The organism is Pseudomonas yangonensis, from assembly GCF_009932725.1.
In the GTDB taxonomy this organism is placed as follows: Bacteria; Pseudomonadota; Gammaproteobacteria; order Pseudomonadales; family Pseudomonadaceae; genus Aquipseudomonas; species Aquipseudomonas yangonensis.
The window spans coordinates 63,414-82,520 of record NZ_BLJU01000020.1 but is presented as its reverse complement, the minus strand read 5'-3'; the positions used below and the strand labels follow the sequence as shown (position 1 = coordinate 82,520).

Genomic DNA, 19,107 nt, shown 5'->3' with positions numbered 1-19,107 from the left:
CACACATGGACAAGAACAAGCAGGGGGCGGTGCCGCGGCATGTCGCCATCATCATGGATGGCAACAATCGCTGGGCGAAGAAGCGCCTGTTGCCAGGAGTGGCGGGGCACAAGGCCGGGGTCGACGCGGTTCGCGCGGTGATCGAGGTCTGTGCCGAGTCGGGTGTCGAGGTGCTCACCCTGTTCGCCTTCTCCAGTGAAAACTGGCAGCGCCCGGCCGAAGAGGTCGGCGCGCTGATGGAGTTGTTCCTCAGTGCGCTGCGTCGTGAGGCCAGGCGTCTGCAGGATAACGACATCAGTTTGCGCATCATCGGCGACCGCTCGCGCTTTCATCCCGAGCTGCAGGCTGCCATGCGCGAAGCCGAGCTGCTGACCGCCGGCAATCGCCGTTTCACCCTACAGATCGCGGCCAATTACGGCGGTCAGTGGGATATCGCCCAGGCCTCTCAGCGCCTGGCGCGAGAGGTGCAGGCAGGGCATCTGCAGCCAGAGGACATTACGCCGCAGTTGCTCCAGGGCTGTCTGGCTACCGGTGATCTGCCTTTGCCCGACCTGTGCATTCGCACGGGGGGCGAGCACCGCATCAGCAATTTCCTTCTGTGGCAGTTGGCCTACAGTGAACTGTACTTCTCCGACCTCTATTGGCCGGATTTCAAGCACGAGGCCATGCGTAAGGCGTTGGCCGATTTCGCTACCCGCCAGCGTCGCTTCGGCAAGACCAGCGAGCAGGTGGAAGCTGAGGCGCGCTCCTAATGCTCAAACAACGAATCATCACGGCGCTGGTACTGCTGCCCATCGCTCTAGGCGGGTTTTTCCTGCTCGACGGCGGTGCTTTCGCATTGTTCATTGGTGCGGTGGTCACGCTGGGCGCCTGGGAGTGGGCGCGCCTGGCCGGGTTTGGCGCTCAGCCTCAGCGCATCGCCTACGCGGCGGCGGTGGCGGTCCTGCTCTTTGGTCTTTATCTGCTGCCGACGCTGGCGCCACTGCTGCTGCTCGCTGCCGTGCTGTGGTGGGGGGCGGCGACGCTGCTGGTACTCAACTACCCCGACAGCAGTCGTTACTGGGGTGGCTTGCCCGGCAAGCTGCTGATCGGTCTGTTGATTCTTCTGCCAGCCTGGCAGGGATTGGTTCTGCTCAAACAATGGCCGCAGGCCAACGCGCTGATCATTGCGGTGATGGTGCTGGTGTGGGGCGCGGATATTGGCGCCTACTTCTCCGGCAAGACATTCGGCAAGCGCAAGTTGGCGCCCAGGGTCAGCCCGGGCAAAAGCTGGGAAGGGCTGTATGGCGGCCTCGCGGCCAGTCTGCTGATCACTCTGCTTGTCGGATTGCAGCAGGGTTGGTCCGTCACGGGGTTGTTGCTGGCCATGGCTGGCGCGGCTGTGGTGGTGCTGATTTCGGTGGTTGGTGACCTGACCGAGAGCATGTTCAAGCGTCAGTCCGGGATCAAGGACAGCAGCAATCTGCTGCCGGGGCACGGTGGCGTGCTGGACCGTATCGACAGCCTTACCGCCGCCATTCCCGTGTTCGCCACATTGCTCTGGCTGTCGGGCTGGGGCGCGCTGTGAGTTCAGTGCAGCAGGTGACCGTGCTGGGGGCGACCGGCTCCATCGGACTTAGCACGCTGGACGTGATCGCTCGTCATCCCGAGCGCTATCAGGTATTCGCCCTGACCGGTTTTTCCCGTCTGGCGGAGCTGCAGGTGCTGTGCGTGCGCCATCGTCCGCGCTACGCCGTGGTTCCCGATGCCGAATCGGCGCTCGAGCTGCAGAATCACTTGCGCGCCGCCGGGCTGGAGACCGAAGTGCTGGTTGGCGAAGAAGGGCTATGCGCGGTGTCGGCCGATAAGGCGGTGGACTGCGTGATGGCCGCCATCGTCGGTGCTGCCGGCCTCAGACCGACGCTTGCGGCAGTGCAGGCCGGCAAGAAGGTGTTGCTGGCCAACAAGGAGGCACTGGTGATGTCTGGCGCCTTGTTCATGCAGGCGGTCAAGCAGAGCGGTGCTGTTCTTTTACCGATCGATAGCGAGCACAACGCCATCTTCCAGTGTTTGCCGGGTGACTATTCGCGCGGTCTGCAGGCAGTCGGCGTGCGCCGCGTGCTGCTCACTGCCTCCGGCGGGCCGTTTCGCGAAACGCCGCTGGCCGAGCTGGAGCGCGTTACGCCGGAGCAGGCTTGCGCGCATCCGAACTGGTCGATGGGGCGCAAGATCTCGGTCGATTCGGCGAGCATGATGAACAAGGGCCTGGAGATGATCGAGGCTTGCTGGTTGTTCGACGCCCGTCCCGAGCAGATCGAGGTGGTCATTCACCGGCAGAGCGTGATCCACTCGCTGGTCGATTATGTGGATGGGTCGGTGCTGGCTCAGCTGGGCAACCCGGACATGCGTACGCCGATTGCTCATGCCCTGGCCTGGCCGGAGCGCATCGATTCGGGGGTCTCGCCCCTGGATCTGTTTGCTGTCGGTCGCCTGGATTTCGAACGCCCCGACGAGCAGCGTTTCCCTTGTTTGCGCCTGGCGCGCGAGGCGGTGCAGGCCGGCGGCAGTGCGCCGGCGATGCTCAACGCGGCCAACGAGGTGGCGGTCGAGGCGTTCCTGCAGCGCCGCATCCGTTTCACCGATATCGCGCGTATGATTGAGTCCGTGCTGAACGCGCAGCCGGTCCGGGCGGTCGAAGCGCTCGATGCGGTATTCGAGGCGGATATGCGCGCGCGTGAGCTGGCCGGGCAGTGGCTCGCGGGTCGTTGAGTCGTCAGTCATCTGGCGTGCATCGGAACTTGAGCGGCCCATAGGGCTGGAGAAGTGAAATGAGTGGGCTGTATATGCTGGTTGGCACCCTGATTGCGTTGGGTGTCCTGGTGACCTTTCACGAGTATGGGCACTTCTGGGTGGCCCGGCGCTGCGGCGTCAAGGTTCTGCGTTTCTCCGTCGGTTTCGGTACGCCGCTCGTGCGTTGGCATGATCGCCATGGCACGGAATTCGTGGTGGCTGCCATTCCCCTTGGCGGCTACGTCAAGATGCTCGATGAGCGCGAGGGCGATGTCCCGCCGGCGCTGGTCGAGCAGTCCTTCAATCGCAAGAGCGTGCGTCAGCGTATCGCGATCGTCGCTGCCGGCCCGCTGGCCAATTTCCTCCTGGCGCTGCTGTTCTTCTGGTTCGTCGCCATGCTCGGCAGCCAGCAGGTGCGCCCGGTCATCGGCGCGGTGGAGCCGGAGAGCCTGGCAGAGGTGGCCGGGTTGCGTGCAGGGCAGGAAATCGTTGCGGTCAATGGTGAAGCCACCACCGGCTGGGCTGCGGTCAACCTGCAACTGGTCAGACGTTTAGGTGAGAGCGGTGCGCTCGACCTGCGCGTGACGGAGCCGGGTTCCACGGTCGAAACGCTTAAGCAGGTGCAGCTGGACAACTGGCTGCGCGGCGTCGATGAGCCGGATCCGATCGGTTCGCTGGGCATTCGTCCGTGGCGTCCGGCGCTGGAGCCGGTGCTGGCGGAGGTCGATTCCAAGGGGCCGGCCCATGCCGCCGGGCTGCAGGCGGGCGACCGCCTTCTCGCGCTGGATGGCGAGCCGCTTGCCGATTGGCAGGGTCTGGTCGATCGGGTGCGGGCCATGCCGGGCGAGGCTGTCGCGCTGCGCTTCGAGCGCGACGGTCAGGTGCAGGATGTGCAGTTGACCCTGGCCTCGCGCGGTGAGGGGGAGGCGCGCAGTGGCTATCTGGGTGCTGGTGTTCAGGGCGTCGAATGGCCGCCGGAGATGCTCCGCGAGGTGCGTTACGGCCCGCTCGAGGGTATCGCCGAAGGGATGCGTCAGACCTGGGCAATGAGCCTGTTGACCCTCGATTCGCTGAAGAAAATGCTGTTCGGAGAGCTCTCGGTAAAAAACTTGAGTGGGCCGATAACCATTGCTAAAGTGGCGGGCGCTTCAGCTGAGTCAGGGCTGGGGGATTTCCTTAAATTCCTTGCATATCTGAGTATTAGCCTGGGGGTTCTCAATCTGCTGCCCATCCCTGTACTGGATGGTGGGCATCTGCTGTTTTATCTGGTCGAGTGGGTGCGTGGTCGCCCCTTGTCTGAGCGGGTTCAGGGTTGGGGGATGCAGATCGGCATCAGTCTGGTCATCGGGGTCATGTTGCTCGCCCTGGTCAACGACCTCAGCCGCCTGTGAGCACTGCTGAATACGTTCTTGAGATTTAAAAGAAGTGTCGCTCAGGCGGCAGTTTTATCGTCAGTTGGAATAAGAAAGGACTTCATGAAACGTCTGCTGCTACCTGCGGTGCTGTCCGCATTGATGATCGCCGAAGTTCACGCCGAGTCCTTCACCATCTCCGATATTCGCGTCAACGGCCTGCAGCGCGTATCCGCGGGCAGCGTGTTTGGCGCACTGCCGCTCAATGTGGGCGAGCAGGTCGATGATCGCCAACTGGTCGATGCCACTCGCTCCCTGTTCCGTACCGGCTTTTTCCAGGACATCCAGCTCGGTCGCGACGGCGATGTGCTGGTCGTCACCGTGGTCGAGCGTCCTTCCATCTCCGGTATCGAGATCGAGGGCAACAAGGCCATCACCACCGAAGATCTGCTCAAGGGCCTGAACCAGTCCGGTCTGGCCGAGGGCGAGATTTTCCAGCGCGCCACCCTCGAGGGCGTGCGTAACGAACTGCAGCGCCAGTATGTCGCTCAGGGCCGCTATTCGGCCGAGATCGAGGCCGAAGTGATTCCGCAGCCGCGTAACCGCGTGGCGCTGAAGATCACCATCAACGAAGGCACCGTCGCCGCGATCTCCCACATAAACGTGGTCGGCAACACCGTGTTCTCCGATGAGGACCTGGTCGATCTGTTCGAGCTGAAGACCACCAACTGGCTGTCCTTCTTCAAGAACGACGACAAGTACGCGCGTGAAAAGCTTTCGGGCGACCTGGAGCGACTGCGCTCCTACTACCTGGATCGCGGCTACATCAACATGGATATCAGCTCCACTCAGGTATCCATCACTCCTGACAAGAAACACGTCTACATCACCGTCAACGTCGAAGAAGGCGAGAAGTACAGCGTTCGCGACGTGAAGCTGTCCGGCGACCTCAAGGTGCCGGAAGAAGACGTGCGCGCACTGCTGCTGGTCAAGGAAGGGCAGGTCTTCTCGCGCAAGATCATGACCACCACCAGCGAGCTGATCACCCGCCGGCTGGGTAACGAGGGGTATACCTTCGCCAACGTCAATGGCGTGCCGGAAGCGCACGACGAGGACAACACCGTCTCGATCACCTTCTTCGTAGACCCGGGCAAGCGCGCCTACGTCAATCGCATCAACTTCCGTGGCAACACCAAGTCCGAAGACGAAGTGCTGCGCCGCGAGATGCGTCAGATGGAAGGTGGCTGGGCTTCGACCTACCTGATCGACCAGTCCAAGGTGCGTCTGGAGCGCCTGGGCTTCTTCAAGGAAGTCAACGTCGAAACCCCCCAGGTGCCCGGCACCGATGACCAGATCGACGTCAACTACAGCGTCGAAGAGCAGCCGTCGGGCTCCATCACCGCCAGCGTCGGCTTTGCCCAGAACGCCGGTCTGATCCTCGGTGGTTCGATCAGCCAGAACAACTTCCTGGGCACCGGTAACAAGGTCAGCATTGGCCTGACCCGCAGCGAATACCAGACCCGCTACAGCTTCGGCTTCGTTGACCCCTACTGGACCGTCGACGGTGTCAGCCTGGGCTACAACGCCTTCTATCGCACCACCGACTACGATGAGCTGGATGTCGATGTATCCAGCTACTCGGTGGACAGCCTCGGCGCCGGTATCAACATCGGTTACCCGATCAGCGAGACCTCGCGTCTGACCTACGGTCTGACCGTCCAGCAGGACAGCATCGATACCGGTCGTTATACCGTCGACGAGATCTTCGACTTCATCGACGCCGAAGGTGACAACTATCTGAACTTCAAGGGCTCGATCGGCTGGTCCGAGTCGACCCTGAACCGTGGCGTGTTGGCCAACCGCGGTCATTCGCAGAGCCTGGTGCTGGAAACCACCATTCCGGGCAGTGATCTGTCGTTCTACAAGCTCGACTACCGTGGCCAGGTCTTCACCCCGCTTACCGATAACTACACCCTGCGTTTCCACACCCAGCTGGGTTATGGCGACAGCTACGGCAGTACCGCGGAGCTGCCGTTCTACGAGCACTACTATGCCGGCGGTTTCAACTCGGTACGTGGCTTCAAGGACAGCAGCCTGGGGCCGCGTAGTACGCCGAGTCGTGGTGCGGGGAATCCAGGCGGCAAGCCAGGCACCCTGCGTGATCCGGATCAGGACCCGCTGCCGTTCGGTGGCAACGTTCTTGTCCAGGGTGGCGTCGAGATACTCTTCCCGTTGCCGTTCGTCAAGGATCAGCGCTCGCTGCGCACTGCGCTGTTCTGGGATGTGGGTAACGTGTTCGACACCAATTGCTCGTCCAGTCAGAAGAAGCTCAGCGACAGCTGCGATATCGATTTCAGTAATCTGGCCAGCTCCGTGGGTGTCGGTCTGACCTGGATCACTGCACTGGGCCCGCTGAGCTTCAGCCTGGCCATGCCGGTCAAGAAGCCGGATGATGCCGATACCCAGGTATTCCAGTTCTCCCTGGGTCAGACCTTCTAAAAGTCATTCACCGAAAGCCAACAGTTTTGTTGCAGGAGTGCATTGTGCGTAAGTTGACTCAACTGGTTCTGTTCACCGCCGCCCTGATCGCCACTCCGGCGTTCGCCGAGATGAAGGTGGCCGTGCTGAACTATCAGATGGCGCTGCTCGAGTCGGATGCAGCCAAGCGCTATGCGGTCGATGCCGAGAAGAAGTTCGGCCCGCAGCTGAACAAGCTCAAGACTCTGGAAAGCGATGCCAAGCGCATTCAGGATCGCATGGTCAAGGATGGCGAGAAGATGCAGCAGGCCGAGCGCGAGCGCCTCGAGCTCGAGTTCAAGCAAAAGGCCCGTGACTTCCAGTTCCAGTCCAAGGAGCTGAACGAAGCCAAGGCCATCGCCGACCGTGAAATGCTGGCCAAGCTCAAGCCGAACCTGGACAAGGCCGTCGAGGAAGTGATCAAGAACGGAAACTTTGACCTGGTGCTCGAGCGTGGCGCGGTGATCGATGTCAAGCCTCAGTACGACATCACCCGCCAGGTCATCGAGCGCATGAACCAGATGCGTTGAGCATGACTGTGACAGTTACTCTCGGCCAATTGGCCGAGCGCCTGGGCGCCACCCTGCGTGGCGCCGAAGCTAAGGTCATTACGGGCCTGGCCACCTTACAGGAGGCCAGGCCCGAACAGTTAAGCTTCCTGGCCAATGCCCAGTACCGCAAATTCCTGGCTCAAAGCCGGGCCGGTGCCGTGCTGCTGACTGCAGCAGATGCAGAGGGCTACGCCGGCGACGCGCTGATCGTTGCCAATCCTTATCTGGCATACGCCCAGCTTTCCCATCTGTTCGATCGCAAGCCCAAGGCAGAGCCCGGCATTCATGTCACTGCGCAGGTCGCCGGCGACGCCGTGGTCGATCCCAGTGCCAGTGTTGGCCCTTATGCGGTGATCGAGAGTGGTGCACGTATCGGCGCCGAGGTGAGCATCGGTGCCCATTGCGTGATCGGTGCCCGCAGTGTGATCGGTGATGGCGGCTGGTTGGCCCCCCGCGTGACGCTGTACCACGACGTGCAGATCGGCAAGCGTGTGGTGATTCAGTCCGGTGCGGTGATCGGTGGCGAAGGCTTCGGTTTCGCCAATGAAAAAGGCGTCTGGCAGAAGATCGCACAGATCGGTGGGGTGACCATCGGCGATGACGTCGAGATCGGTGCCAATACCACGGTGGATCGCGGTGCGCTGTCCGATACCCTGATCGGCAATGGCGTGAAGCTGGATAACCAGATCATGATCGCGCACAACGTGCAGGTGGGTGATAACACCGCGATGGCAGGTTGCTGCGGAATTTCCGGCAGCACCAAAATCGGCAAGAACTGCATGATCGCCGGTGGCGTGGGCATGGTGGGTCATATCGAGGTATGCGACAACGTGTTCGTTACCGGTATGACCATGGTGACCCGTTCGATCACCGAGCCGGGCGCCTATTCTTCCGGTACCGCCATGCAGCCGGCGGGCGAGTGGAAGAAGAGCGCGGCCCGCATTCGTCAGTTGGACGAGATGGCCAAGCGTCTGCGTGAGCTGGAAAAACAGCTGGCCGCCGTGACCCAGACGGCAAACGTCTCATCTGATGCCTGAGCACGGCGTGACCGTGCTCTTTTCTTTTCTTACAGGCTTAACCGGAAATGATGGACATCAACGAAATTCGTGAATATTTGCCGCACCGCTATCCGTTCCTGCTGGTGGATCGTGTGGTGGACCTGGACGTCGAAGGCAAGCAGATTCGCGCCTATAAGAATGTCAGCATCAATGAGCCGTTCTTCAACGGTCACTTTCCCGAGCATCCGATCATGCCGGGCGTCCTGATTATCGAGGCCATGGCGCAAGCTGCCGGTATCCTCGGCTTCAAGATGATGGGTGTGAAGCCGGCCGACGGCACTCTTTATTACTTCGTCGGCTCCGACAAGCTGCGTTTCCGCTCGCCGGTGCTGCCGGGCGATCAGCTCACGCTGGAAGCCAAGTACCTGAGCGACCGTCGCAGTATCTGGAAATTCGAATGCCGTGCCACGGTCGATGGCAAGGAAGTCTGCTCCGCTGAAATTATCTGTGCGGAACGCAAGCTATGAGTTCGATTGACCCTCGCGCGATCATCGACCCCAGTGCCAGGTTGGCCGACGACGTCGTCGTTGGCCCTTGGAGCATTGTCGGGCCCGATGTGGAAATCGGCGAGGGTACAGTCATCGGCCCGCACGTCGTGCTCAAGGGTCCGACCGTGATCGGCAAGCACAACCGCATCTACCAGTTTTCCTCGGTGGGTGAAGACACGCCTGACCTGAAGTACAAGGGTGAGGCGACGCGCCTGGTGATCGGCGATCACAACACCATCCGTGAAGGCGTCACCATTCACCGTGGCACCGTGCAGGATCGCAGCGAAACCACCATCGGCGATCACAATCTGATCATGGCCTATGCCCACATCGGGCACGACAGCGTGATCGGCAATCACTGCATTCTGGTCAACAACACGGCGTTGGCTGGCCATGTCTGGGTCGACGACTGGGCGATCCTGTCCGGCTTCACCCTGGTGCATCAGTTCTGCCGCATCGGTGCGCACAGCTTTTCCGGCATGGGCACCGCCATTGGCAAGGATGTTCCGGCCTTCGTTACGGTGTTCGGTAACCCGGCCGAAGCACGCAGCATGAACTTCGAAGGAATGCGTCGGCGTGGCTTCTCGGCCGAAGCCATCGCTGCATTGCGCAAGGCTTACAAGCTGGTCTACCGCCAGGGGCTTACCGTCGAGCAGGCGCTGACGGACCTCGCCGAGTCCGCCGCCCAGTTCCCCGAAGTGGCGATCTTCCGCGATTCCATCCAGGCTTCCACCCGCGGCATCACCCGCTGATTCCTATGAACAGACCTCTTCGCGTCGCACTGGTCGCTGGTGAGGCGTCCGGTGACATCCTCGGTTCCGGCCTGATGCAGGCCATCAAGGCGCGCCATCCGGATGCCGAATTCATCGGCGTCGGTGGTGGGCGCATGGAAGCCGAGGGCCTGAAATCCTACTTCCCCATGGAGCGCCTGGCGGTCATGGGCCTGGTCGAGGTGCTCGGCCGTCTGTTCGAGCTGCTCGGTCGTCGTCGCCAGCTCGCTCGCGATCTGATTGCCGCAAAGCCGGACGTGTTCATCGGCATCGATGCCCCGGATTTCAATCTGGGGCTTGAGCTCAAGCTGCGCCGTGCCGGGATCAAGACCGTGCATTACGTCAGCCCCTCGGTCTGGGCCTGGCGGCAGAAACGCGTGCTGAAGATTCGTGAAGCCTGCGATCTGATGCTGACCCTGTTCCCGTTCGAGGCGCAGTTCTACGACGAACACCAGGTGCCGGTGCGTTTCGTCGGTCATCCGCTGGCTGACGCCATTCCGCAACAGGCTGATCGTGCTGGTGCGCGCGATGCGCTGGATCTGCCGCAAGACGAGCCGGTAGTCGCATTGATGCCGGGGAGTCGCGGCGGCGAGGTTGCGCGTCTCGGCGAGTTGTTTCTCGATGCGGCCATTCGCCTGCGCTCACTTCGCCCGGGTGTTCGCTTCCTGCTGCCCTGCGCCACGCCTGAGCGTCGCGAGCAGCTGGAGCAGATGCTGGCCGGGCGTGATCTGCCGTTGACCCTGCTCAACGGCCGTTCCCATGAGGCCCTGGCCGCCTGTGATGCGGTGTTGATCGCCTCGGGTACCGCGACCCTGGAAGCGCTGCTGTACAAGCGGCCGATGGTGGTGGCCTACCGTGTGGCTCCATTGACTTATCGCATTCTCAAGCGCCTGGTCAAAAGTCCCTATATTTCGCTGCCCAATCTGCTGGCCGAGCGTTTGTTGGTACCTGAGCTGATTCAGGATGCAGCGACGCCGGAGGCCCTGGCTCAGACGGTGGCGCCGCTGATCGATGGTGGTCAGGTGCAGACCGAGGGCTTCGACGTGATTCACCGTGCGCTGCGCCGCGATGCTTCGGTGTCGGCGGCCGATGCGGTGCTCAAGCTGGCGGGGCGCGACTGATGCAGCTGGGCCTCGATTTCACCCTGGTCGAAGAACTGGTCGCCGGCGTCGACGAGGTCGGCCGTGGTCCGCTCTGCGGCGCGGTGGTCACGGCGGCGGTGATCCTTGACCCGACGCGGCCGATCATCGGCCTGAACGACTCGAAGAAGCTTACCGAGGCGCGTCGCGAAGTGCTGTTCGACGAAATCCGCGAGAAGGCACTGGCCTGGTGTATCGCCCGCGCCGAGGTGGAAGAGATCGACCGCCTGAACATCCTGCATGCCACCATGCTGGCCATGCAGCGCGCTGTCGAAGGCCTGAGCGTGACGCCGAAACTGGCGCTGATCGATGGCAACCGCTGCCCCAGGCTGGCGGTGCCCAGCGCGCCAGTGGTCAGGGGCGACAGCCGAGTACCGGCCATCGCCGCGGCTTCGATTCTGGCCAAGGTCAGCCGCGACCGCGAGATGCTCGAAATGGACCGCCGCTATCCCGGCTACGGTATCGCCGGGCACAAGGGCTACCCCACGCCCGTTCACCTCGAAGCCCTGCAGCGCCTGGGCCCGACGCCCATTCATCGGCGTTCCTTCGCGCCGGTGCGCGCGCTGCTCGAGCCTGTGGTCGTCGATTGCATCGCCGCCACCATCTGAACCTCTGGCCCTAAGACAGACCCGCTTAGGCTACAATCGGCGCTTTGTCGTTTTCACCTGCAAGGCCGCCCATGACCCAAGCTTTCGTCCATCTGCGTCTGCACACCGAATACTCCCTGGTCGATGGCCTGGTGCGGGTCAAACCGCTGATCAAGGCTGTGGCCGGGGCCGGCATGCCTGCGGTGGCGGTCACCGACATGAGCAACATGTGCTCGCTGGTGAAGTTCTACAAGACGGCCATGGGCGCCGGGGTCAAGCCGATCTGCGGCGCCGATATCTGGATGGCCAGCGCCGAGGAGGACGGCCCGCTGACGCGCCTGACTCTGCTGGCAATGAACGCCAAGGGCTATCGCAACCTCACCGAGCTGATTTCCCGCGGTTGGGCCGAGGGGCAGAGCAACGACCTGGTGATCATCCAGCGTGACTGGGTCAAGGAGGCCGCTGAGGGGCTGATCGCATTGTCCGGCGCGCGCGAAGGCGAGGTCGGCCTGGCGTTACTGGCCGGTGAAGAAGCGCTGGCGGAAACGCGCCTGCGCGAGTGGATGGCAGTGTTCCCGGATCGTTTCTATCTGGAGGTGCAGCGCACCAGCCGGGTCGGCGACGAGGAATACCTGCATGCCGCCGTGGCGTTGGCCGATCGCGTCGAGGCGCCGCTGGTGGCGACCAACGACGTGCGCTTCATCAAGCAGGACGATTTCGAGGCTCACGAAACCCGCGTCTGCATCGGCGAGGGCCGTACCCTGGATGATCCGCGCCGGCCGCGGCATTACTCCGACCAGCAGTACCTCAAGACCCCGGCGGAAATGTGGGAGCTGTTTTCCGATCTGCCGGAGGCCCTGGAGAATACCGTCGAGATCGCCAAGCGCTGCAACATCGATGTGCAGCTGGGCAAGTACTTCCTGCCGGACTTCCCCACGCCCAATGGCATGGGCATCGACGACTACCTGCGCCATGCCTCCTTCGAGGGCCTGGAAGAGCGTCTCGAAGTGCTGTTGCCCAAGGACACGCCGGATTACGAGGCGAAGAAACAGGTCTATATCGACCGTCTCAACTTCGAGCTCGACATCATCATTCAGATGGGTTTCCCCGGTTACTTCCTGATCGTGATGGACTTCATCCAGTGGGCCAAGAACAACGGCGTGCCGGTCGGCCCGGGCCGTGGTTCGGGCGCCGGCTCGCTGGTTGCCTACGTGCTGAAGATCACCGACCTGGACCCTCTGGCCTACGACCTGCTGTTCGAACGCTTCCTCAACCCCGAGCGGATTTCCATGCCCGACTTCGACGTCGACTTCTGCATGGACGGCCGCGACCGGGTGATCGACTACGTGGCCGAGAAGTACGGGCGCAATGCGGTGAGCCAGATCATCACCTTCGGCTCCATGGCGGCCAAGGCGGTGGTGCGCGACGTGGCGCGGGCGCAGGGCAAGTCCTACGGCCTGGCCGATCGCCTGTCGAAGATGATCCCCTTCGAGGTGGGCATGACCCTGGAGAAGGCCTACGAGATGGAGGAGCCGCTGCGCGAGTTCCTCAAGAACGATGAGGAGGCCCAGGAAATCTGGGACATGTCGCTCAAGCTCGAAGGGGTGGTTCGCGGCACCGGCAAGCACGCCGGGGGCGTGGTGATCGCGCCGACCAAGCTCACCGACTTCTCGCCGATCGCCTGTGACGAGGAGGGCGGCGGCCTGGTGACCCAGTTCGACAAGGACGACGTCGAGCAGGCCGGCCTGGTCAAGTTCGACTTCCTCGGCCTGCGTACCCTGACCATCATCAAGTGGGCGATGGAAACCATCCACCGCATCCAGAAGCGCGACGGCGCCTCGGACGAGGAACTGGTCAACATCGACTTCATCCCGCTGGATGACAAGAAAACCTACGACATGCTGCAGAAGGCGGAAACCACTGCGGTCTTCCAGCTCGAATCGCGCGGCATGAAGGAGCTGATCAAGAAGCTCAAGCCCGACTGCCTGGAAGACATGATCGCACTGGTGGCACTGTTCCGCCCCGGCCCGCTGCAGTCCGGCATGGTGGATGACTTCATCAACCGTAAGCACGGCCGTGCCGAGCTGTCCTACCCGCACCCGGATTACCAGTACGCCGGCCTGGAGCCGGTGCTCAAGCCCACCTACGGCATCATCCTGTATCAGGAGCAGGTGATGCAGATCGCCCAGGTGATGGGCGGCTACACCCTGGGCCAGGCGGACATGCTGCGCCGCGCCATGGGCAAGAAGAAGCCCGAGGAAATGGCCAAGCAGCGCGGCGGCTTCATCGAAGGTTGCGCCAACAACGGCATCGATGCCGACCTGGCGGGCAACATCTTCGACCTGGTGGAAAAGTTCGCCGGCTACGGCTTCAACAAGTCGCACTCGGCCGCCTATGGCCTGGTGTCCTACCAGACCGCCTGGCTCAAGGCGCATTACCCGGCGCCCTTCATGGCCGCGGTGCTGTCGGCGGACATGCACAACACCGACAAGGTGGTGATCCTGGTGGAAGAGTGCCGCAACATGAAGTTGCGCATCGATCCGCCGGATGTGAACGTCTCCGAGTTCAAGTTCACCGTCAACGACGACGGCCGTATCGTCTACGGCCTCGGTGCGGTCAAGGGCGTGGGCGAGGGGCCGGTCGAGGCCATCGTCGAATGCAGAGCCGAAGGTGGGCCGTTCAAGGACCTGTTCGACTTCTGCAACCGCGTCGACCTCAAGCGCATCAACAAGCGCACCCTCGAGGCGCTGATCCGCAGCGGCGCGCTGGATCGCCTCGGCCCTTATTACCAGGACGAGCTCAAGGCCTACCAGGCCAGCGTGGACAAGAACCGCGCGGTGTTGCTGGCATCCATGGAAGAAGCCGTGCAGTCCGCCGAGCAGACCGCGCGCAGCGCCGAGAGCGGCCATATGGATCTGTTCGGCGGCCTGTTCGCCGAGCCCGAAGCGGACGTCTATGCCAACCACCGCAAGGCCCGCGAGCTGCCGATCAAGGAACGCCTGAAAGGCGAGAAGGACACCCTGGGCATCTACCTGTCCGGCCACCCCATCGACGAGTACGAGGGCGAGATCCGTCGTTTCGCCCGCCAGCGCATCGTCGAGCTCAAGCCCGCGCGCGACACCCAGACCATCGCCGGGATGATCGTCAACCTGCGGGTGATGAAGAACAAGAAGGGCGACAAGATGGGCTTCATCACCCTGGATGACAGATCAGGGAGGATCGAGGCTTCGCTGTTCGCCGATGCCTTCGCCAGCAACCAGGCGCTGCTGCAGAACGATGCGCTGGTGGTGGTCGAAGGTGAAGTCAGCAACGACGACTTCTCCGGCGGTTTGCGTCTGCGCGCCAAGCGCGTGATGAGTCTGGAAGAGGCGCGTACCGGCCTGGCCGACAGCCTGCGCGTTAAGGTCGCCAGCGAAGCGCTCAAGGGAGATCGCCTGCGCTGGCTGGCCGAGTTGTGCAGCAAGCACAAGGGCGCCTGCCCGGTGACCGTCGATTACAGTGGCGAGGAGGCACGGGCCTTGCTTCAATTCGGCGATGCCTGGCGAATCGACCCGGCCGACACTTTGATTCAGGCATTGCGTGACCAGTTCGGGCGCGACAACGTCTTTTTGCACTACCGCTGATATGCGAGAGGAAAATTTCTCTTCGTGACAGCAAAGGCACCCGAGGGTGTCGACCCGCTGCGCCCTATCCCTTAAGGTAGGGCGCCTAATGGATACAGCTCCCCGGCCACTTGGCCGTCGACGCAAGACGGATGACTATGAACCCGAATTTCCTCGATTTCGAACAGCCGATCGCCGACCTGCAAGCCAAGATCGAAGAGCTACGCCTGGTTGGCAATGACAACGCGCTGAATATCGGCGACGAGATTGCCCGCCTGCAGGACAAGAGCAGCGCCCTGACCGAAAGCATCTTCGGCAACCTGACCAGCTGGCAGATCGCGCAGCTCGCGCGCCACCCGCGCCGGCCCTACACGCTGGACTACATCCAGCACATCTTTACCGAGTTCGATGAGCTGCACGGCGACCGTCACTTCTCCGACGACGCCGCCATCGTCGGTGGTGTGGCGCGCCTGGGTGATCAGCCGGTGATGATCATCGGTCACCAGAAGGGCCGCGAAGTGCGCGAGAAGGTGCGCCGCAACTTCGGCATGCCGCGTCCCGAGGGCTACCGCAAGGCCTGCCGTCTGATGGAAATGGCTGAGCGCTTCAAGATGCCGATTCTCACCTTCATCGACACTCCCGGCGCCTACCCGGGTATCGACGCTGAAGAGCGGGGCCAGAGCGAGGCCATCGCCTGGAACCTGCGCGTGATGGCACGCCTGAAGACTCCGATCATCGCCACCGTAATCGGTGAGGGTGGCTCCGGCGGTGCGCTGGCCATCGGCGTCTGCGACCAGCTGAACATGCTGCAGTACTCCACCTACTCGGTAATCTCGCCGGAAGGTTGCGCCTCGATCCTCTGGCGGACTGCCGAGAAGGCTCCGGACGCCGCCGAAGCCATGGGCATTACCGCCGAGCGCCTGAAGGACCTGGGTATCGTCGATCAGGTGATCGCCGAGCCGCTGGGCGGCGCGCACCGTGATCCGGTTGCGGCATCGGAGTCGATCCGTCAGGAGCTGACCAAGCAGCTCGCCAGCCTGCAGAAGCACGATACCGATGCGCTGCTCAAGCGCCGTTACGATCGTCTGATGAGCTACGGCATCGCCTGAGTTCTTTCAGCGCATATCTCAATGGGCCTTCGGGCCCATTGTTGTTTAAGCTTGGCCGATGACTCCTCTCGAACTTCGCCTGCGCCAGGCCCTGCAGTCGTGGCGCACGGCTCCTGCCTGGCGTATCGCCTTCTCCGGTGGCCTGGATTCCAGCGTGCTGCTGCATCTGCTCGCCGCCTGGGCGAGACACGAGGAACTGCCCGCGCTGTCCGCCATTCATGTCCATCATGGCCTGCAGCCGACGGCCGATGCCTGGCCTGAGCATTGCGCGCAGGTTTGCGCGCGGCTGGGTATTCCACTGGACATCGTCAGGGTGCAGGTGGCGCCGGGGGCCAGCCTGGAGCAGGCCGCGCGGCGGGCGCGATATGCGGCGTTCGCTGAGCGGTTGGGCTCGGGCGAGGTATTGCTAGGCGCCCAGCATCGCGACGACCAGGCCGAAACCCTGCTGTTTCGTCTGCTGCGTGGGGCTGGCGTGCGCGGCCTGGCGGCCATGCCGGCCAGTCGCGTACTGGGTCGCGGCACTCTGCTTCGGCCCTTGCTCGGCTGCTCGCGGGCCGAATTGCATGCCTATGCGCAAAGCCATGGGCTTGCCTGGATCGAGGATCCGAGCAATGCCGACGAGCGCTTCAGTCGCAATTTCCTGCGCAGGCAGATTATGCCGCTGCTGGCCGAGCGCTGGCCGCAGGTGGCGGCAAGCCTTGCGCGCAGCGCCGGCCATTTGAGCGAAACTCAGCAATTGTTGGAAGAACTGGCCGAGATGGACCTGCTGGCTGCTCGTGGCGTTTGCGCTTTGCCCTGGCTGCCGTTGCCTTCTCTGGATTTGTCGGCCGTGGCCGCGCTGAGCGATGCGCGTCAGCGCAACCTGCTGCGGCATTGGCTGGCGCCCATGAGCCGAATGCCCGACAGCGACCATTGGGCCGGTTGGTACGACCTGCGTGATGCAGCTGCGGATGCGACGCCGATCTGGAAACTGGCCGATGGCGAGCTGCACAGGGCAGAGGGGCGGCTCTGGTGGCTCAGCGGTGACTGGCTGAAGCCGCCGCTACCGCTGGGTTTGCTCAACGCTGCCCTTACCGATTCGGTCGAACTCCCCGGCAATGGTCGTGTGAACCTGTCCGGCGAACTGCCTCGAGGTCACTGGCATCTGCGTTACCGCGTGGGCGGCGAGTCGCTGCAGGTGCCGGGACGTGGTCGGCGTGATCTCAAACGCTTGCTGAACGAGATGCGCGTGCCGCCATTCGTGCGTTCACGCCTGCCGCTGCTGTTCGATGGCGATGAGCTGATGGCGGTGGCGAACCTGACGCAAGCGCCAGGAATCGAGGCGCGGGGAGTGCGTCTGCACTGGTCGCCGCCTATCGGCGCGCAAGGTTTGAGCTGGTAAGGCCTTTCGGGTAGACTACGCTCCCGTCTTACTACAGCTTTTGCCGACTCCCTCAGGGAGCTTGGCGAGCTTGCCATTGTGTTGTCGATGGCGCTCCTTCGCTTTCCCCGGCGGCACTGACCGCTTAAACGCAGACTTCTAGGGTTTTTCATGACGCGCTACATCTTCGTCACGGGTGGTGTTGTTTCTTCATTGGGGAAAGGCATCGCCTCGGCTTCACTGGCGGCCATCCTGGAGGCGCGGGGCCTGAAGGTCACCATGCTCAAGCTGGACCCTTACATCAACGTCGATCCGGGCACCATGAGCCCGTTCCAGCACGGTGAGGTGTTCGTCACCCACGACGGCGCCGAGACCGACCTCGACCTGGGTCACTACGAGCGCTTCATCCGCACCACGATGAGCAAGAGCAACAACTTCACCACCGGCCGCGTGTACGAAGACGTGCTGCGCAAGGAGCGCCGTGGTGACTACCTGGGCGCAACCATCCAGGTGATTCCGCACATCACCGACGAAATCAAGCGTCGCATCATCAAGGGCGCCGGCGATGCCGACGTGGCTCTGGTGGAAATTGGCGGCACCGTCGGTGACATCGAGTCGCAGCCGTTCCTCGAGGCCATCCGCCAGCTGCGTGTGGAAGTGGGCGCCAAACGCGCCATGCTGATGCACCTGACCCTGGTGCCCTACATCGCCACCGCCGGCGAAACCAAGACCAAGCCGACCCAGCATTCGGTCAAGGAGCTGCGCTCCATCGGCCTGCAGCCGGACGTGCTGGTGTGCCGCTCCGACCATCCGATCGATGTGTCCTCGCGCCGCAAGATCGCCCTGTTCACCAACGTCGAAGAGCGTGCGGTGATCAGCCTGGAAGACGTCGACACCATCTACAAGATTCCGGGCGTGCTGCATGCCCAGGGCCTGGATGACTTCGTCGTCGAGCGTTTCGGTCTGGAGTGCGGCGGCGCCGACCTGTCCGAGTGGGATCGCGTGGTCGATGCCAAGCTCAATCCGGAGAAAGAAGTCACCATCGCCATGGTCGGCAAGTACATGGAGCTGCTCGATGCGTACAAGTCGCTGATCGAAGCGATGAGTCACGCCGGCATCCAGAACCGCACCAAGGTCAACCTGCGTTATATCGATTCCGAAGATATCGAGAACCAGGGCACCGGCCTGCTCGAAGGCGTCGATGCAATCCTGGTCCCGGGCGGCTTCGGTCTGCGCGGCGTGGAAGGCAAGATCAAGACCGTGCAGTACGCCCGCGAGAACAAGATCCCTTACCTGGGCATCTGCCTCGGCATGCAGGTCGCGGTCATCGAATATGCCCGTAACGTGGTGGGCTGGACCGATGCCAATTCCACCGAATTCGACATGGCCAGCCAGCACCCGGTGGTTGGCCTGATCACCGAATGGCAGGACGCTGCAGGCAGCGTCGAGCAGCGCAGCGAGAACTCCGACCTGGGCGGCACCATGCGCCTGGGTGCGCAGGACTGCCAGCTGCAGGCCGGCTCCAAGGTGCACGATTGCTATGGCAAGGACGTGATCGTCGAGCGTCACCGTCACCGTTACGAAGTGAACAACAACCTGTTGCCGAAGCTGACCGAGGCTGGCCTGAAGGTCACTGGCCGCTCTGGCGACGGCGCGCTGGTGGAAGTGGTCGAGGCGCCGGATCATCCGTGGTTCGTCGCTTGCCAGTTCCACCCGGAATTCACCTCCACGCCGCGTGACGGTCACCCGCTGTTCAGCGGTTTCGTCAACGCCGCGCTGGCGCAGAAAGCGAAGAAGGTCTGACC

15 protein-coding genes are annotated in these 19,107 nt (G+C 62.7%); all 15 read left to right on the top strand.

All coding sequences use genetic code 11. The features are described 5' to 3' along the window. Window positions 1-5: 5 nt before the first annotated feature. Window positions 6-752 (top strand): polyprenyl diphosphate synthase, encoded by a 747-nt coding sequence (gene uppS, locus GYB81_RS19090; protein ID WP_161867632.1) that lies wholly within the window; start codon window positions 6-8, stop codon window positions 750-752. Next, window positions 752-1,567 (top strand): phosphatidate cytidylyltransferase, encoded by an 816-nt coding sequence (locus GYB81_RS19085; RefSeq protein WP_161867633.1) that lies wholly within the window; start codon window positions 752-754, stop codon window positions 1,565-1,567. The genes uppS and GYB81_RS19085 overlap by 1 nt, the downstream gene beginning before the upstream one ends. After that, window positions 1,564-2,748, top strand: a complete 1,185-nt coding sequence (ispC, locus tag GYB81_RS19080) for a 1-deoxy-D-xylulose-5-phosphate reductoisomerase (RefSeq protein WP_161867634.1) — start codon at window positions 1,564-1,566, stop codon at window positions 2,746-2,748. Before GYB81_RS19085 ends, ispC begins: the two co-directional genes overlap by 4 nt. 59 nt (window positions 2,749-2,807) lie before the next feature. Continuing rightward, entirely contained in the window at window positions 2,808-4,160 is a 1,353-nt protein-coding gene (gene rseP, locus GYB81_RS19075; RefSeq protein ID WP_161867635.1) for a sigma E protease regulator RseP, read from the top strand. Between the two features lie 84 nt (window positions 4,161-4,244). Beyond that, window positions 4,245-6,620: an outer membrane protein assembly factor BamA gene (gene bamA / locus GYB81_RS19070; RefSeq protein ID WP_161867636.1), complete on the top strand. Its 2,376-nt coding sequence runs from the start codon at window positions 4,245-4,247 to the stop codon at window positions 6,618-6,620. A 44-nt stretch (window positions 6,621-6,664) separates the two neighbouring features. Continuing rightward, a complete protein-coding gene (locus GYB81_RS19065) occupies window positions 6,665-7,168 on the top strand; it encodes an OmpH/Skp family outer membrane protein (protein ID WP_013716416.1) in 504 nt (167 codons plus the stop codon). Continuing rightward, window positions 7,165-8,226, top strand: a complete 1,062-nt coding sequence (gene lpxD, locus GYB81_RS19060) for a UDP-3-O-(3-hydroxymyristoyl)glucosamine N-acyltransferase (RefSeq protein ID WP_161867637.1) — start codon at window positions 7,165-7,167, stop codon at window positions 8,224-8,226. Before GYB81_RS19065 ends, lpxD begins: the two co-directional genes overlap by 4 nt. Window positions 8,227-8,273: 47 nt before the next feature. Continuing rightward, window positions 8,274-8,714 carry a 3-hydroxyacyl-ACP dehydratase FabZ gene (gene fabZ, locus GYB81_RS19055; protein WP_003244215.1) on the top strand — a complete coding sequence of 147 codons (441 nt, stop codon included), beginning with the start codon at window positions 8,274-8,276 and terminating at the stop codon, window positions 8,712-8,714. Next, window positions 8,711-9,487: an acyl-ACP--UDP-N-acetylglucosamine O-acyltransferase gene (gene lpxA, locus GYB81_RS19050; RefSeq protein ID WP_161867638.1), complete on the top strand. Its 777-nt coding sequence runs from the start codon at window positions 8,711-8,713 to the stop codon at window positions 9,485-9,487. The genes fabZ and lpxA overlap by 4 nt, the downstream gene beginning before the upstream one ends. A gap of 5 nt (window positions 9,488-9,492) precedes the next feature. Beyond that, a complete protein-coding gene (gene lpxB, locus GYB81_RS19045; protein WP_161867639.1) occupies window positions 9,493-10,626 on the top strand; it encodes a lipid-A-disaccharide synthase in 1,134 nt (377 codons plus the stop codon). Beyond that, window positions 10,626-11,252, top strand: coding sequence for a ribonuclease HII (gene rnhB / locus GYB81_RS19040; RefSeq protein WP_161867640.1), 627 nt, complete (start codon window positions 10,626-10,628; stop codon window positions 11,250-11,252). Before lpxB ends, rnhB begins: the two co-directional genes overlap by 1 nt. Window positions 11,253-11,323: 71 nt before the next feature. Then, complete coding sequence (gene dnaE / locus GYB81_RS19035) at window positions 11,324-14,854, top strand: DNA polymerase III subunit alpha (protein ID WP_161867641.1); 3,531 nt, start codon at window positions 11,324-11,326, stop codon at window positions 14,852-14,854. Window positions 14,855-14,991: 137 nt separating this feature from the next. Then, window positions 14,992-15,942, top strand: coding sequence for an acetyl-CoA carboxylase carboxyltransferase subunit alpha (locus GYB81_RS19030; RefSeq protein ID WP_024308897.1), 951 nt, complete (start codon window positions 14,992-14,994; stop codon window positions 15,940-15,942). Window positions 15,943-16,000: 58 nt separating this feature from the next. After that, window positions 16,001-17,323 carry a tRNA lysidine(34) synthetase TilS gene (gene tilS, locus GYB81_RS19025; RefSeq protein ID WP_161867642.1) on the top strand — a complete coding sequence of 441 codons (1,323 nt, stop codon included), beginning with the start codon at window positions 16,001-16,003 and terminating at the stop codon, window positions 17,321-17,323. 150 nt (window positions 17,324-17,473) lie between these two features. After that, window positions 17,474-19,105 carry a CTP synthase gene (gene pyrG / locus GYB81_RS19020; protein ID WP_161867643.1) on the top strand — a complete coding sequence of 544 codons (1,632 nt, stop codon included), beginning with the start codon at window positions 17,474-17,476 and terminating at the stop codon, window positions 19,103-19,105. Window positions 19,106-19,107 lie beyond the last annotated feature (2 nt).

Excerpts from the sequence above, each read along its gene's own strand:
- bamA (WP_161867636.1), top strand. The coding sequence starts at position 4,245 with ATGAAACGTCTGCTGCTACCTGCGGTGCTGTCCGCATTGATGATCGCC.
- rseP (WP_161867635.1), top strand. The coding sequence starts at position 2,808 with ATGAGTGGGCTGTATATGCTGGTTGGCACCCTGATTGCGTTGGGTGTC.
- GYB81_RS19085 (WP_161867633.1), top strand. The coding sequence starts at position 752 with ATGCTCAAACAACGAATCATCACGGCGCTGGTACTGCTGCCCATCGCT.
- lpxA (WP_161867638.1), top strand. The coding sequence starts at position 8,711 with ATGAGTTCGATTGACCCTCGCGCGATCATCGACCCCAGTGCCAGGTTG.
- fabZ (WP_003244215.1), top strand. The coding sequence starts at position 8,274 with ATGATGGACATCAACGAAATTCGTGAATATTTGCCGCACCGCTATCCG.
- pyrG (WP_161867643.1), top strand. The coding sequence starts at position 17,474 with ATGACGCGCTACATCTTCGTCACGGGTGGTGTTGTTTCTTCATTGGGG.
- tilS (WP_161867642.1), top strand. The coding sequence starts at position 16,001 with ATGACTCCTCTCGAACTTCGCCTGCGCCAGGCCCTGCAGTCGTGGCGC.
- GYB81_RS19030 (WP_024308897.1), top strand. The coding sequence starts at position 14,992 with ATGAACCCGAATTTCCTCGATTTCGAACAGCCGATCGCCGACCTGCAA.
- dnaE (WP_161867641.1), top strand. The coding sequence starts at position 11,324 with ATGACCCAAGCTTTCGTCCATCTGCGTCTGCACACCGAATACTCCCTG.
- rnhB (WP_161867640.1), top strand. The coding sequence starts at position 10,626 with ATGCAGCTGGGCCTCGATTTCACCCTGGTCGAAGAACTGGTCGCCGGC.
- lpxB (WP_161867639.1), top strand. The coding sequence starts at position 9,493 with ATGAACAGACCTCTTCGCGTCGCACTGGTCGCTGGTGAGGCGTCCGGT.
- uppS (WP_161867632.1), top strand. The coding sequence starts at position 6 with ATGGACAAGAACAAGCAGGGGGCGGTGCCGCGGCATGTCGCCATCATC.